Below are 14809 nucleotides of genomic sequence, written 5' to 3' on the forward strand. Positions count from 1 at the left end.
AACTTTGCGTGAATCGTTGACATGTACGTCACCTGAGCGCAATCCTGAGAGCGCTCTCAAGAGGAAGCGGACGATTCCCGTCCGCGGGATTCCCACCTCACTGAACCCCCACATCTAGGAGGCAGAGAGTGCGCGTGCACACCAGATGGCCGGCTTGGGCGTTGGCATCGGCCACGCTCTCCGCGACGTTGCTCACCTTCGGCGCGCCCTCCCGCGCCGAAGCCGCGGTCCCGGCGACCATCCCCCTCACGTTCACGAACAACTCCGGCCGCGCCGAGCAGGTCTACGTATACGACCTGGGCACGCAGCTCTCGACGGGGCAGCAGGGCTGGGCCGACGCGAACGGCACCTTCCACGCGTGGCCCGTGGGCGGCAATCCGCCGACGCCCGCGCCCGACGCGTCGATCGTGGGACCGGCCAACGGCCAGTCGATGACGATCCGGCTCCCCAAGTTCTCCGGACGGCTCTACTTCTCGTTCGGACAGAAGCTCGACTTCCGGGTGACGACCGGCGGGCTCGTGCAGCCTGCCGTGCAGAATCCGAGCGATCCGAACCACAACATCCTCTTCAACTGGTCCGAGTACACGCTCAACGACTCCGGCCTGTGGCTCAACAGCACCCAGGTCGACATGTTCTCCGCGCCGTACGCCGTCGGCGTCAAGCTCGCCGACGGGACGACGAAGAGCACCGGTCACCTCAAGTCCGGCGGCTACAACGGCTTCCTCAACGCACTCCGGAGTCAGCCGGGCGGCTGGGCGAACCTCATCCAGACCCGGTCCGACGGCACGGTCCTGCGGGCGCTCGCCCCGGGGCATGGCATCGAGTCGGGCGCGCTTCCGGCCACCGTCATGAACGACTACATCAACCGCGTCTGGACGAAGTACGGTTCGTCGACCCTGACGGTGACCCCGTTCGGCGACCAGCCGAACACCAAGTACTTCGGCCGGGTCTCCGGCAACGTCATGAACTTCACCGACAGCTCCGGAGCGGTCGTCACCAGCTTCCAGAAGCCCGACGCGGACAGCGTCTTCGGCTGCTACAAGCTGCTCGACGCGCCCAACGACCTGGTGCGCGGCCCCATTTCACGCACCCTGTGCGCGGGCTACAACCGCACGACGCTGCTGACCAACCCCAATCAGCCGGACACCAGTTCCGCGAACTTCTACGCGGACGCGGTCACCAACCAGTACGCCCGCAACCTCCACGCGCAGATGGCCGACGGCAAGGCCTACGCGTTCGCGTTCGACGACGTCGGCAACCACGAGTCCCTCGTCAACGACGGCAATCCGCAGGGGGCCTTCGTCACCCTGGATCCGTTCAGCTGACGGGAGTTCCGCCGAGCACGGGGCGGGGGCAGGTCCCGAAGGGGACGTGCCCCCGCCCCCTTGGCGACCGGTCCTCGCGGCCGGCACACACCGCCGTCGGGGTCACCTCTCGCCGTCGGAGTCCAGGCAGAGCACGGGGACGCGTTGGACGAGGTTGTTCTCGAAGCCGCCCCTGTTCCAGGGCTGGTCGAGCGGCTGGGTGTGGCCCTCGGCGTCGGTGGCGCGCGCGCTGAGGACATGGCGGCCGGGGGTCGCCGTCCAGGTGAAGCGCCACGCGCGCCAGGCCCAGCGATGCGTGTTCGCCCGGTCCAGTTCGGCCGGGCACCAGGAACGCCCCTCGTCCGTACTGACCTCGACCCCGGTCACCGGCGCACGCCCCGACCAGGCCCGTCCCGTCAGAGTGGCGGTGCCCGGCGGGACCACCCGCGCACGTGACATGAAGTCGGGGAAGCCCGGAGGGACCAGCAGGGCGCGCGGGGCGATCCGGGTGACCGGTTCGCCCTCGTCGTCGGCGTCCTGCCGCAGCCGGTACGCCTCGGCCTGCTGGAATCCCCGGAACGGCGTCTCCGTCACCGTGATCTCGCGGAGCCACTTCACATGCGCCATGCCGTACCAGCCCGGCACCACGAGTCGCAGGGGTTGTCCGTGCTGCGGTGGCAGCGGGGCGCCGTTCATCGCGTACGCCGCCAGGACCTCGGGCTCGTCGCCGCGTGCCACCTCCAGCGGAAGGGCACGCTGGTAGTCCTGCTCGACCCCGCGCTCGACCCCGTGGTCCGCGCCGGTGAACACCACGTCCACGGCGTCCTGTTCGACCCCGGCCTCGGCGAGCAGCACCCGCAGCGGCACACCCGTCCACTCGGCCGTCCCGACCGCCTCCACCAGCCACGGCTGGCTCACCGGACGGGGCATCAGCAGGGCCCGCCCGTTGCCCGCGCACTCCATGGTCACCCGCTGTCTGACCGCGGGATACGTCTTCAGCTCGTCGACTCCGAGCAGCAGTCGGCGCCGCACCCGCCCGCCGAGAACAAGCCGCCAGGAAACCTCGTCCGCGTACGGGATGTCGTAGTGCGTCAGCACATAGTGCAGCCCCGGCGGTGTGACCTCGTACCGCAGGGCCTCCAGCGGCAGTCCGTGGTTCCGGGCGGCGAGAGCCAGCTCCTGGGCGCTGATGCCCTCGTCCGGGCCGGCCAGCCGAGCGGGTGCGCTGATGTCCTCGAGCCGATGCCCCATGGATCCATTGTCCGCCCGCCCCGGGGAGCGGCGCTAGGCAGGGGGCTGGGCGGGGCGCGGACCGACGCTGCGATCCACCAGGTCGCGCCAGCCGAACTCCAGGCGCTCCGGCGACATACCGCGCTGGCGGGTCAGATGGCCGATCAGGGCGGGGTCCAGGTATCCCATGAGTGTCTGGGCGACGAGTTCGGTGTCCGCGCCGGGGCCGGAGCCCGTCTGCCGCACCAGCATGCACACATGCGTGTAGCGGACACGGTACGGCGCCGAGGTGAAGCGGCGGGTGGCCTCGGGCTCGGCGGCGAGATACAGGTCGAGCTGTTCGGAGGTCTGGCGCAGGGCTCGGCATCCGAAGGCGTACAGGCGCTCCACCGGGGACGCGCCGGGGCCGAGCGGGGCCGGACCGCCGATGAAGGCGGCCTGGAAACGCTGCTCGGTGTGGTCGAGCAAGGCCATCAGCAGGCCGGTGCGGTCGCCGAAGCGCCGGAAGACGGTCCCCTTGCCCACCGCCGCCGCGCAGGCGACGGCCTCCATCGTGAGCCTGGCCACTCCCTGCTCCTCGACCAGCCGGGCGGCCGCCTCCAGCAGACGCGCGCGATTGCGTGCGGCGTCGGCGCGCAGCGGGGCGTCCTCCAGGGCCGTGACCTGCATGAGGACGGGCTCGTCGGCGGATTCCGGTCGCTTCGGAAACGGCGGAAGTGGATGGGACATGAAGCCAGCGTAACGGCAATCCGGTCAACTGGACTGCGGTCCGCTTCGGTGGTACACCTTTAAGCGGACCTCAGTCCGTTTTGTTGCGGCAGTGTTTCATCGGTTCATCGGTTCAGCCTTTCCAGTCTCGGGAGATATCCATGTCCGTACGCATCCTCGCGCTCGTCGGCAGCCTGCGCGCCGGTTCCCACAACCGTCAGCTCGCCGAGGCGGCCGTCAAGCTCGCCCCGGAGGGTGCCGAGGTCGAGCTCTACGAGGGCCTCGCCGAGATCCCCTTCTACAACGAGGACATCGACGTCGAGGGCAGCGTGCCCGCCCCCGCCGCCCGACTGCGCGCCGCGGCCTCCGCCGCCGACGCCTTCCTGCTCTTCTCGCCCGAGTACAACGGCACCATCCCGGCCGTCCTGAAGAACGCCATCGACTGGCTGTCCCGTCCGTTCGGCGCCGGCGCCTTCGGCGGCAAGCCGGTCGTCGTGGCCGGCACCGCGTACGGCCAGTTCGGCGGCGTCTGGGCGCAGGACGAGGCCCGCAAGGCCGTGGGCATCGCCGGCGGCACCGTCCTGGAGGACGTCAAGCTCTCCGTCCCCGGCTCCGTGGTCCGCTTCGCGGAGACGCACCCGGTCGACGACGCCGAGGTCGCCGCTCAGCTCGCCGAGGTCCTGAACCGGCTGCACAGCCACGTCGGCGCGTCCGAAGCCGCCTGACAACTCCCTTGTGGGCCGGTCCGGTCGACCCGGGCCGGCCTTCGGCATGTCGCGACCCGGTCACCGCGTGTCGCAAGATCGCCACGCCTCTGGCGGAGCGTCACCCTCCGCGACAGGATGCCCGCATGCAGAGTGATCTCTTCTCCAGTGACCACATGGTGCAGCCCGCGGTCGCGGCGGGCATGACCGTCCAGAATGCCAAGTCCATCAAGTACGCCGTCCAGGGCGAGATGTTCGCGCGCCAGGGCGCGATGGTCGCCTACCGGGGCAGTCTCCAGTTCGAGCGCAAGGGCCAGGGCGTGGGCGGGATGCTCAAGCGGGCGGTCACCGGTGAGGGACTTCCGCTCATGACCGTACGCGGGCAGGGCGAGGCCTGGTTCGCGCACGAGGCGCAGAACTGCTTCATCGTGGGCATCGAGCACGGCGATGTGTTCACGGTCAACGGCCGCAACGTCCTGTGCTTCGACGCGTCGTTGTCGTACGAGATAAAGACCGTGAAGGGCGCGGGCATCACCGGCGGCGGTCTGTTCAACAGTGTCTTCACCGGCCACGGCAGCCTGGGTCTGATCTGCGAGGGCAACCCGCTGGTCATTCCGGTCTCGCCGCAGCAGCCGGTGTTCGTCGACACCGACGCGGTCGTGGGCTGGACGGCGCATCTGCGCACCTCGCTGCACCGCTCGCAGTCGATCGGCTCGATGATCCGAGGAGGCTCGGGCGAGGCCGTGCAGCTGAAGCTGGAGGGCGAGGGCTACGTCGTCGTACGTCCCAGTGAGGCGACGCCGCAGAAGACGCAGCAGCACTGATCCGGGGAACGGCGAAGGGTGCCCCGCCGGACGGCGGGGCACCCTTCATCCGTCGGTCAGGGGTGTCCGTCAGTGGCCGGCGGCCGGGGTGTTGGCGACCGTGACGTTGACGGCGGCCCAGGCCGTGTCCACCGCCTTGTACTCCGTGCTGCTCGCCCCGTACATGTCCGCGGCGGCCTTGAGCGTGGCGATGCGCGCGTCATGGAAGTCGGTCGTGGAGACCATGTAGCGGGTGAGCGCCCGGTAGAAGATGGCGGTGGCCTTGGTGCGGCCGATCCCGGTCACCGGCGAACCGTCGTACGTCGGCGAGTCGTACGTCACGCCGCCGACCGTCTTGCGGCCGCTGCCCTCGGCGAGCAGGTAGTAGGCGTGCGAGGACACACCGGAGCCGGCGTGCACCTCGGTGTCGTAGGCGGCGGGCGACCAGTAGTCGATCGTCTGCTCGAGCAGGTCGAGGGACGGGTGGTCGAGGCGGCGCAGGAACTTCTGGGCGAGCCCGAGCTTCTCCCCCACCAGGTAGTTCGGCGGGTTCTTCGGGTTGTTCGCCGAGAACTCGACGTTCGAGCCGAAGACGTCGGCGAGCGACTCGTTCAGGGCGCCGGGCTCGCCGTACTGGTTGCCGTCCTGGTCCACGCGGGTGGGTTCGAGGGCGGCCGTCGCGTCGACCACGCCATGGGTCAGTTCGTGACCGGTGACGTCGAGGACGACCAGCGGCTTCTTGAACAGATCGCCGTCGCCGTCGCCGTACAGCATGCAGCCGCACGTCGAGTCCCAGAAGGCGTTGCCGACCTTGTTGCCGAAGTGGACCATCCCCCGGGCGCCCGCGCTGTTGTTCTTGATGCCCTTGCGGCCGAAGGCCTTCTTGTAGAAGTCCAGGGTCTGGGTGATGCCGTACTGGGCGTCGACCGCGGCGGTGGTCCGGGCGGCCGTGGTGCCGGTGCCCCACTTGTTGTCGGCGTCGGTGAACGTCTTGCCGCGCGCGAACGACTCCAGCTCCTGCCCCTTGGCGTCCCGGGTCTCGGTGTTCCACCGGGTCGGGTCCTTGAGGAGATAGCTGGTCCGCGCGGTCCGGGTGGTGATCAGCGGCACCTTGCCGGCGAAGAGGGAGGCCCCGCTGCCGGTGGCCTTGACCGGGTAATGGCCCGCGGCGGCCGCACTCGTGAGTGCGGCCGGCCCGGCGGCCGTCCCGGTCCGCGGGGTCGCGCTCTCGCCCCGCTTGCGCAGGGTGTCCGCCAGGGACGGGGATATGAACTCGTCGGTGTTCGGGGTGTTGCTGCGGATCCGGCCGGTGTGGGCGTCCACGACGACCGTGCTGGAGCCACCCGCCTCCGTGGTGTCGCTGTCCGTGACGAGCACCTGGTAGGCGAGGGCGGCGGCGCCGTCGCGGGCGTCCACGACGAGCCGGGCGCTGCCCGCGTCACCCTTCGCGACGGCCTCGGCCTTCCGCTCCGCCTGCTCGGGCGTCAGCTTCGCCTCGACGGTGGAGGGCTTCACCACGTGGTCGGCGGCCCGGGTCACACCGAGGTACTCCCCCCGCTTGCCGAGGTGGACGACCATGTCGCCGCCGAGGACCGGAAGGCCCCGGTGGGTGCGGACGAAGCGGACGTGCTGCTTTCCGTCCGGGTCCGTCATCACGTCCTTGACCTGGAGGCCGTCGCCCTGGGTGACGCCGGTGGCCGAGGCGTGCGCGAACGCCGCCGCCCTGGCGGCGGCCACCGGCGACGAGGCCGAGGTCGCCGCACGGACGGGCCCTTCGGGGGCCGACGCGAAGGCGGGGCCGGGGAGCGTGGCGGCCGTGGTCACCGCAACGGCGATCGCCACGCGGCGTATGTGGGGTCTACGCACTGAGTTCCTTTGCACAGGGGCGGCCGGTATCGCCAACCGCCTTACGGCGCGGCGCTGTCGGGCGCCGCGGGGGCTGTCGGGCCCCGATGCGCCACCCTCACCGATTCATCATGTACATGTAAAGGAGAAAGATCCCTTTTCTTGCTTTTTGAGGCATCTCTTTACACATGTTTGCTTCTCGGTGATCAATAAGTGACCAACAGTGCACCGCCCGGACAGATGTGAGGGGGAATGAGGAGGTTGCCCGGGGAGCCCGATCGGCGCGCGTATGTGACCCATGTCGCACCGCGCGGAGGCGTCAGATCGTGCGGTCGGCGAGGGCGGCCAGCAGCGTGCCCAAGTCCGCCGCCGGCCCCGGGGCGAGGGGCAGGCCCGCCAGGAGCGTGTCCGCCGCGGCCAGTTGGCGGCGCGCCTCGCGGACGGCCACCGCGCGACCCCCGGCCCGTTCGACGAGGGCCGCCGCGCGGCGGACACCCTCGTCGTCGAGAGCGTGGGGCTCCGCGAGGAGTTCGGCCAGTTCGGCCTGCCCGGGCGCGCCCAGCGCGGCGAGGACCGGCAGGGTCTTCTTCCCCTGCCGCAGGTCGCTGTGGACCGGCTTGCCGGTGACCGACGGATCGCCCCAGATCCCGAGCGCGTCGTCGGCGATCTGGAAGGCGACGCCGAGATGGCGTCCGGCGCGGTCCAGCGCGGCCACGGTCCGGTCCGGCGCTCCCGCCAGTCGGGCGCCGAGCGCTGGCGCGCAGCCGAGCAGGGCACCGGTCTTCCCCTCGGCCATCGTCTCGTACTCCCGTGCGCTCACCGCCCCGGGCCCGGTCCAGGGCCGCTCGGCGAACAGCAGGTCGTCGGCCTGGCCGCGCACCAGGTCACCGAGAGCCCTGGTCAACTGCCGTACGGCGGAACCGGCTTGGGGAGTCAGGGCCACGGTCTCGACGGCCAGCGCGAACAGCGCGTCGCCCGCGAGGACGGCGGGACCGGTGCCGTACGCCTTCCACACGGCGGGGCGACCACGGCGCAGCGCGTCCCCGTCCATGATGTCGTCGTGGAGCAGCGAGAAGACGTGGACGAGCTCCACCGCGACGGCCCCCGGCACCCCCGCGTCGGCCGGTCCCGAGACGATCTCCGCCCCGAGGACGGCCAACGCCTGCCGCACGCCCTTGCCCTGGCTGTGGTCGGCGGGGGCGCCACCGACCTCGCAGCGGCCGAGCGCGTACCGGGCCATCTCGGCGACCCAGGGGTGCAGCGTGTCGATCGCCTCCGACAGGGCGGGCGCGGTGAGTTCACGGCAGCGGCGCAGCACCTGCGCGGCGCCGGGCGGCGCCTGGGTGGCCAGCGCCACGGGATGCGCCGAGGCCGCCGGGACCTTCGGGCGGTGCGGGGCGGCAGAGGTCTTCACGCGGCCTCCGCCTCGCCGGTCCCGGCAGTCAACCCGAGTTCTGTCCGCGCCCGTTCGACCATCAGCCGGGCGTGCCGCAGCCCGATGCCCTCCAGCGCCACGGCCAACTCGTCCAGTTCGGCGGCCGTTTCGGTTTCGTCCCGGCCGAGGCGGGCGAGGGACTTGACCAGTCCCAGCCGGGACAGGGCCCGGCCGCGCGGCTCGCTCATCGCCTCGAACTCGGCGAGGGCGCCCGCGTAGACCTCGCGGGCCTGCTCGTAACGCCCGGCGCGGTAGAGGACGTTGCCGCGCATCTTGTGGTTGTAGGCGAGCGCGCCGGACAACTTCATCGCGCGGCAGGACACCTCCGCCTCGCTCAGCAGCTCAAGCGCCCGGTCCGCGTCTCCGTCCCGGATGGAGACGATGTCGGCGAGGCCCCGCAGCGCCCAGGCGTGGCCACGCCGGTCCTCGGCACGGGCGGCTATCCCGGCCGCCTCCTCGAACATGGCGTAAGCACGCTCGTACGCGCCGGTGTTGCGGTGGATCTGGGCGATGCCCTCCAGCGCCCACACGGTGTGCCGGGCCTCGCCGCGCTTGCGGGCCTCCGCCAGCAACTGCTCGTGCAGCGCGGTCACGGCCGCGTAGTCGCCCTGGATGCGGCCGGTCTCCGCCATTCCGGCCAGCGAGTAGCCGCGCACGACGACATCCCCTGCCAGACCGCCGAGTTCGGCGGCCAGCCGCAGCAGCCGCCACGCCAGCGGGAACGCTCCGCGCTGGCGGGCCAGCGTGCCGCCGCTCCACAGCGCCCACGCCATCGCGGCGCCGTCACCGGCCTCCCGGGCGGTGCGGTAACTCGCCTTCCACGCGCGGTCGGCGTCGGCCACCTGCCCGAGCCGGCGGTGCGCCTCGGCGACCGCGAGGCCCGAGCGGGCGGCCTCGGCGTGTGCGCCGGTGCGCTCGGCGGCGCGCAGTTGCTCGGTGCCCGCCGCGAGGACGTCGGTCAGCGAGGAGTTCACCGACAGGCTGGTCAAAGCGCCCTGGTACTCCGGGGCGAAGGCCTTGCCGTACATGATTGCCTTTCCGTCTGCCACCGCCCGTCCGTATGCGGTCATGGACCGGTGGTGGTGCTGAGACTGACTTCTTCGAGGCGGTGACCTGCGGTGACCTCGCTATGCACTCGACGTATACATGGCATGTATACGCAAGGTGTATAGTGCGTCCGATTTCCATCGGTGAAGTGCCGCTTCATGGAGGTCGGCGTGCCATCCGCCCGTTGCCGATCAAGACGACGATCGCGTCCGCGAGGTTGCCTGGCCGCCCGAAACACGTTGCGAGGCGGTCCGAACGGGACGCAGGATGACGAAAGCCGACCCCCTTCCCCGCGGAAAGCAGGCCGCCGTGTCAGCAGCCCCGATGCACCTCGACGAGGCACGGATCGATGCTTCCCTCGTACGGCGCCTGCTGGCCGAGCAGTTCCCGCGGTGGGCCGAACTGCCCCTGAAGCGTGTGGAGTCGGCCGGAACCGTGAACGCGCTCTACCGTCTCGGCGGCGACCTGGCCGTCCGTCTCCCGCGTATCGCGGACGGCGCCGACGACGTGACCAAGGAACACGCGTGGCTGCCGCGGCTCGCCCCGTCGCTCCCGTTCCCGGTCCCCGAGATCCTCGGCCTCGGCACCCCCGCGGCGGACTTTCCGTGGCACTGGGCCGTACTGCGCTGGCTCGACGGCGATCTCCCGGTGGCCGGCGCCCTCACCGACCCGTACGCGCTGGCCGCCGACCTCGGCGCGTTCGTCGCCGCCCTGCGCGGAATCGACCTGCCCGGCGGGCCGACCGCCTACCGCGGCACACCACTCGCCACGGTGGACGCCGAGACGCGCTCGGCGATCGAGGACCTGCGCGGCGCGATCGACACGCGGGCCGCGACGGCGGCCTGGGAAGAGGCACTCGCGGCACCGTCGTGGGCGGGCCCGGCGCGCTGGCTCCACTCGGACCTGATGCCGATGAACCTCCTGATCCGCGGGGGGCGCCTCGCGGCCGTCCTCGACTTCGGCACCCTCGGCACCGGCGATCCGGCCTGCGACTTCATCCCCGCCTGGAACCTCCTGCCGGCCGAAGCGCGGTCCGCCTTCCGGGAGTCGGCGGGTGCCGACGACGCCGGCTGGGCACGCGGCCGCGGCTGGGCCCTGTCCATGGCCCTGATCCAACTCCCGTACTACCGCGCCACGAACCCGGTGATCGCGGCCAACGCCGAGCACGTGATCCGCGAAGTACTCGCCGACCGGCGGGTGTTGTAGACGACGTCACTCCACGAGGGCCTGGGTGCCGAGGACGCCGAGGAGGGCGACGCGTTCGGCGTCCTGCGTGCCGGGCTCGGCGGTGTAGACCATGATCCGCAGGTCGCTGCCCGCGACGCTGAGCACGTCGCAGTCCAGGGTCACCGTGCCGACCTGGGGATGGTCGATGGTCTTGCGGGAGGCGTCGTGGCGGGCGACGGCTCCGGACTCCCACAGCTCCGCGAACCGGACGCTGTTCGCGCACAGGTCGTCGATGAGCTGGGTCAGGTGCCGGTCCGTCGGGTACCGGCTCGCGGTCGCGCGCAGATCGGCGGCGAGCGTCGCCTCGAAGGCGCGGCGCTCCCGCGGTGTGTGCCGCACCCGTCCGGGCGGCCCGACGAAGTTGCGCCAGACGCCGTTGCGCTCGTTGCCGCGCCACCCGGAGGGATCGCCCAGCAGGGCCGCGTACAGCGGGTTGGCCAGCAACAGGGTCCACGCCGCGTCGTACACCGCCACGGGCGTCCCGTTCAGCCGGTCGAGCAGCCGGTGCACCCCCGGGGTGATGTGGGCGGGCACCATGCCCCGGCCGGGCGGCACCAGCCCGGCCACCTGGAAGAGGTGCTCACGTTCCGCCCCGGACAGCCGCAGCGCCCGGCCCAGGGCCTCGACGACCTGCTCCGAGGGGTGGGCCGCCCGGCCCTGTTCGAGGCGGGTGATGTAGTCGACCGAGATGCCGGCGAGCAGGGCCAGCTCCTCGCGGCGCAGTCCGGCCGCGCGCCGGTTCCCGCCGCCGGGCAGCCCGGCGGCCTCCGGCGTGACCCGGTCGCGCCAGCGCCGCACCGTCCGCCCGAACTCCGTGTTCGCCATGCCACCAACTGTGCACCTGCGCGCCCGGACCTGCCTGGTACCGGCAGTCCCAGGAAGACCGGACTCCTGGCTGTCCGCGCCGCGCTGCCGGACTCTGGACACATGACCACAACACTCATCACCGGAGCGAACAAGGGTCTCGGCTTCGAGACCGCCCGCCGGCTCGTCGCGGCGGGCCACACCGTCTACGTGGGCAGCAGGGACCCGGAGCGGGGCCGGCGGGCGGCCGAGGCGCTCGGGGCGCGCGCGGTCGTCATCGACGTCACCGACGACGCGTCCGTCACCGCCGCGGCGAAGACCATCGAGGCCGAGGGCGGTCTGGACGTCCTGGTCAACAACGCCGGCATCGAGCGGCGCGGCGAGGGAAACCGCGTGATCGGCGCGGCGGAGATGACGGCCGCGATGATGCGCGAGCTGTTCGAGACGAACGTCTTCGGTCTCGTCCGGGTCACCCACGCCTTCCTGCCCCTGCTCCAGCGGTCCGCCGCCCCGGTCGTGGTGAACCTGAGCAGCGGCCTGGCCTCGCTGACCCGGATCACCGACCCCGCGAGCCCGACCCACGCCTACCCGGGCGTCGCCTATCCGGCGTCCAAGACCACCGTCAACATGATCACCGTGCAGTACGCGAAGGCGTTCCCCGGAATCCGGGTCAACGCGGTGGAGCCGGGCTACACCGCCACCGACCTGAACGGCAACACCGGAACGCAGACCGTCGAGGAGGGCGCCGAGATCATCGTGCGCATGGCGCGGATCGGCCCGGACGGACCGACCGGCGGCTACTTCGACGCGGCGGGCCCCATCCCCTGGTGACCGCGACACCCGCCCGCCCAATGGAACAGATATTCGATTTGGCGTAGGCTGGCCGTATGGCCACGCACCTCCAGGGCTCGCTCTTCGATCAGACCGACGAGCTCCGACTCGGTCCGCTGAACGGTCTGCACCGCACCACGCTGGGCGACGGGGCCTGGATCGACCTGTTGCCCGGCTGGCTGAGCGGGGCCGACGAGCTCTTCGCCCGGCTCGCCGCCGAGGTGCCGTGGCGGGCCGAACGGCGCCAGATGTACGAGCAGGTCGTGGACGTACCCCGGCTGCTCGCCTATTTCCGTGCGGACGATCCGCTGCCGCATCCGATCCTGGACGAGGCCCGGAGCGCGCTGTCCGCGCACTACGCCGAGGAACTGGGCGAGCCGTTCAGCACGGCCGGGCTCTGCTACTACCGCGACGGCCGCGACAGTGTGGCCTGGCACGGGGACCGGATCGGCCGGGGCGCCCGCGAGGACACGATGGTCGCCATCGTGTCCGTGGGCGCCCCGCGCGATCTCCTGCTGCGGCCGCTCGGCGGCGGGGAAACCGTGCGGCGCCCGCTGGGGCACGGCGACCTCATCGTGATGGGCGGCTCCTGCCAGCGCACCTGGGAACACGCGATCCCCAAGACGGCGCGGGCGGCGGGGCCCAGGATCAGCGTCCAGTTCCGCCCGGCCGGGGTGAACTGACCCTCGCGGTCCTGCGCGCGGGGGCCGGCGGGCTCACGGCGCGAGCTGGGCCTGCACCGCCGGCGCGTACCGGTCGACGATGTCGTCGATGGTCGTGGCACGCAGGTTCGGGCCCCGCGCGATGCCGTACATCACGCCGAGGCCGAGCAGCGTGCTCACGGCGAGTTCGGCGCGCAGGCCCGCGTCGGCTCCGCTCAGGCGCCCGGCGAGGCGGTCGCTGATCTGGGCGCGGAAGTTGGCGCGCAGTATCTCGCCCTGCTCGCCCTGGAGCGGGGCGAAGACGATCCGCAGGACGGGGTCGGCGCCGCGCTGGGTCTGGCCTTCGAGGAGGTGGCGGACCATGTGCCGGCCGAGCTCCTCCAGCGGGGCGTCCAGCAGGGCGTCGGCGTCGGACTCGAAGGACATGACGCGGGCGAACAGCGCGTCCTTGTTGCCGAAGTACTTGAGGACCAGCGGCGCGCTCACCCCCGCCCGGTCGGCGACCGCCTTGAGGGTGATGTCCGCGTGGGCGTGCCGGGCCAGCAGATACCGGGCCGCGCGCAGGATCTCCGCCTTGCTCGCCTCGGCGTCGCGCCGGGGTGCGGTGGGCGCGGCCTCCGGCTCCCGGTGCGGGGCAGCGGCGGGGGCCGGCCGCTCACCAGGCCCCGGGACGGTCGGGGACGCCGTGAGACCGGAGTGCGGGGTGGTCACGGTGCTCAAGCTCCTTCGAGGGCCTCGTCGCGGGGTGCTCCGGTACGGCGGCCGGTGCGCGGGGTCGCGCGGGAGGCGGGGTCGGTGGGTATCGACAGTGCGGCGGCACAGGCCACCAGTGCGACGGTACCCGCCATGACGAAGGCCAGCAGATAGCCGTGCAGGGTCGGCACCGGGGCGCCTGCCACGAGACTCGTGTGGTGCACCAGGATGGCGGCGACGGCGGCGCTGCACACGGCCTGCCCGATGGTGCGCATCAGGACGTTGACGCCGTTGGCGGACGCGGTCTGCCCGGCGGGCACCGCGCGCAGGATCAGGGTGGGCAGCGCGGAGTAGGCGAACGTGGTGCCGATCGCGCAGACCGTGGCACCCACGATGATCATCCACAGGTCGCGGCTGTCGGCGATCCGCAGGGCATAGCCGGAGGCGATGATCGCCGTGCCGAGGGCCAGCGTCACCCGGGGACCACGGGCCGCCGATATGCGCGCCGAGACGGGCGAGAGCAGCAGCATGGTCACGCCGCCGGGCAGCAGACACAGGCCGGTCGCCACGATGGACAGGCCGAGTCCGTAGCCGGTGGACTTCGGCGCCTGCACGAGCTGCGCGGTGACCAGCGAGTTGCCGTAGAAGGCGAAGCCGGTCAGGAGTGCGGCGATGTGCGGCAGGGCGACGCGCGGGCGCGCGGCCAGCTTCAGGTCGACGAGGGGGCGCGCGGTACGCAGCTGCTGTCGCCACCACAGCGTGAGGACCACGGCGCAGGCGGCGAACAGGCCGAGGATCCTGGGGCTGGACCAGCCCCAGGTGCCGCCCTGGGACACGGCGAGCAGCAGACACGCCAGCCCGGCGGCCAGGCCGAACGCGCCCACCGTGTCGAAGCGGCCCGGCTCCCGTACGGGCGACTCGCGCACCGCCCACCAGGCCAGCGCCAGGCCGACGACGCCGAGCGCGGTCGTCGCCCAGAACATGACGTGCCAGTTGGCGTACTGCACCACGAGGGCGGCGAGCGGGAGGCCGAGTGCGGCGCCGATGCCCACGGTGGAGCTCATCAGCGAGACGGCGGAACCCGTCCGCTCTGGCGGCAGTTCGTCGCGCAGGATGCTGATCGACAACGGGACCACGGCGGCCGCCGCGCCCTGCAGCGCACGCGCCACGATCAAGACGGCGATGTCCGAGGTGAGCGCGCACATCAGCGAGCCGACGGTCATCATCCCGAGGGCCATGAGCAGCACACGCCGCTTGCCGTACATGTCTCCCGCGCGGCCGAGGACGGGGGTCAGCACCGCTCCGGCGAGAAGGGTCGCCGTCACCATCCAGGAGACCGCTCCGGCCGAGGCGCCGGTCAGCCGGGGCAGGTCGGGCAGCAGCGGGACGACCACCGTCTGCATGACGGCCATGAGAATCCCGCCGAACGCCAGGACGGGGATCGTGAGGCGCTCGCGCAGAGCCGCCATCGGCACTCCAGAAGTAGACGCGACAAAGGGGTGAATGACAATTCACC

The 14809-nt window shown here is 71.8% G+C and carries 14 protein-coding genes; 6 read left to right on the forward strand and 8 right to left on the reverse strand.

Annotated elements, in window-relative coordinates; genetic code table 11:
- Positions 1-134: 134 nt before the first annotated feature.
- Entirely contained in the window at positions 135-1325 is a 1191-nt protein-coding gene (locus tag ACIQRL_RS40030) for a glycoside hydrolase family 64 protein (protein ID WP_401341225.1), read from the forward strand.
- A gap of 102 nt (positions 1326-1427) precedes the next feature.
- Here the strand turns inward: ACIQRL_RS40030 and ACIQRL_RS40035 are convergent, their stop codons facing one another.
- Positions 1428-2555 (reverse strand): sulfite oxidase, encoded by a 1128-nt coding sequence (locus ACIQRL_RS40035; protein ID WP_401341111.1) that lies wholly within the window; start codon positions 2553-2555, stop codon positions 1428-1430.
- Positions 2556-2588: 33 nt separating this feature from the next.
- The gene (locus tag ACIQRL_RS40040) at positions 2589-3263 is read right to left on the reverse strand and encodes a TetR/AcrR family transcriptional regulator (RefSeq protein WP_401341113.1); all 675 of its coding nucleotides are present in this window, start codon (positions 3261-3263) and stop codon (positions 2589-2591) included.
- A 140-nt stretch (positions 3264-3403) separates the two neighbouring features.
- Here ACIQRL_RS40040 and ACIQRL_RS40045 point away from each other — a divergent pair, with 140 nt between their 5' ends.
- On the forward strand, positions 3404-3967 hold the full coding sequence (locus tag ACIQRL_RS40045; RefSeq protein ID WP_401341115.1) for an NAD(P)H-dependent oxidoreductase: 564 nt from the start codon (positions 3404-3406) through the stop codon (positions 3965-3967).
- 125 nt (positions 3968-4092) lie between these two features.
- Positions 4093-4770, forward strand: coding sequence for an AIM24 family protein (locus tag ACIQRL_RS40050; RefSeq protein ID WP_401341117.1), 678 nt, complete (start codon positions 4093-4095; stop codon positions 4768-4770).
- Between the two features lie 69 nt (positions 4771-4839).
- On the opposite strand, the gene ACIQRL_RS40055 is transcribed toward ACIQRL_RS40050, so the two are convergent.
- The 3 genes from ACIQRL_RS40055 to ACIQRL_RS40065 all read right to left on the reverse strand — a co-directional run bounded on the left by ACIQRL_RS40055 (position 4840) and on the right by ACIQRL_RS40065 (position 9057).
- Positions 4840-6615, reverse strand: a complete 1776-nt coding sequence (locus tag ACIQRL_RS40055) for a M4 family metallopeptidase (protein WP_401341119.1) — start codon at positions 6613-6615, stop codon at positions 4840-4842.
- Between the two features lie 298 nt (positions 6616-6913).
- Complete coding sequence (locus ACIQRL_RS40060) at positions 6914-8008, reverse strand: polyprenyl synthetase family protein (RefSeq protein WP_401341122.1); 1095 nt, start codon at positions 8006-8008, stop codon at positions 6914-6916.
- Positions 8005-9057 (reverse strand): tetratricopeptide repeat protein, encoded by a 1053-nt coding sequence (locus tag ACIQRL_RS40065; RefSeq protein ID WP_401341227.1) that lies wholly within the window; start codon positions 9055-9057, stop codon positions 8005-8007. Before ACIQRL_RS40065 ends, ACIQRL_RS40060 begins: the two co-directional genes overlap by 4 nt.
- A 328-nt stretch (positions 9058-9385) precedes the next feature.
- Here ACIQRL_RS40065 and ACIQRL_RS40070 point away from each other — a divergent pair, with 328 nt between their 5' ends.
- A complete protein-coding gene (locus ACIQRL_RS40070; protein WP_401341124.1) occupies positions 9386-10282 on the forward strand; it encodes an aminoglycoside phosphotransferase family protein in 897 nt (298 codons plus the stop codon).
- Positions 10283-10288: 6 nt separating this feature from the next.
- On the opposite strand, the gene ACIQRL_RS40075 is transcribed toward ACIQRL_RS40070, so the two are convergent.
- Positions 10289-11128: a helix-turn-helix transcriptional regulator gene (locus ACIQRL_RS40075; RefSeq protein WP_401341126.1), complete on the reverse strand. Its 840-nt coding sequence runs from the start codon at positions 11126-11128 to the stop codon at positions 10289-10291.
- A 102-nt stretch (positions 11129-11230) separates the two neighbouring features.
- On the opposite strand from ACIQRL_RS40075, the gene ACIQRL_RS40080 reads away from it, so the two are divergent.
- Together ACIQRL_RS40080 and ACIQRL_RS40085 are read left to right on the forward strand one after the other, a co-directional pair.
- On the forward strand, positions 11231-11938 hold the full coding sequence (locus ACIQRL_RS40080) for an SDR family NAD(P)-dependent oxidoreductase (protein ID WP_401341128.1): 708 nt from the start codon (positions 11231-11233) through the stop codon (positions 11936-11938).
- Between the two features lie 56 nt (positions 11939-11994).
- Positions 11995-12621: an alpha-ketoglutarate-dependent dioxygenase AlkB gene (locus ACIQRL_RS40085; protein ID WP_401341130.1), complete on the forward strand. Its 627-nt coding sequence runs from the start codon at positions 11995-11997 to the stop codon at positions 12619-12621.
- A 33-nt stretch (positions 12622-12654) separates the two neighbouring features.
- Here ACIQRL_RS40085 and ACIQRL_RS40090 read toward each other — a convergent pair whose 3' ends face one another.
- A complete protein-coding gene (locus tag ACIQRL_RS40090; protein WP_401341133.1) occupies positions 12655-13320 on the reverse strand; it encodes a TetR family transcriptional regulator in 666 nt (221 codons plus the stop codon).
- The gene (locus ACIQRL_RS40095; RefSeq protein ID WP_401341134.1) at positions 13317-14762 is read right to left on the reverse strand and encodes an MFS transporter; all 1446 of its coding nucleotides are present in this window, start codon (positions 14760-14762) and stop codon (positions 13317-13319) included. The genes ACIQRL_RS40090 and ACIQRL_RS40095 overlap by 4 nt, the downstream gene beginning before the upstream one ends.
- Positions 14763-14809 lie beyond the last annotated feature (47 nt).

It is taken from the genome of Streptomyces sp. NPDC091209 (genome assembly GCF_044757755.1).
In the GTDB taxonomy this organism is placed as follows: Bacteria; Actinomycetota; Actinomycetes; order Streptomycetales; family Streptomycetaceae; genus Streptomyces.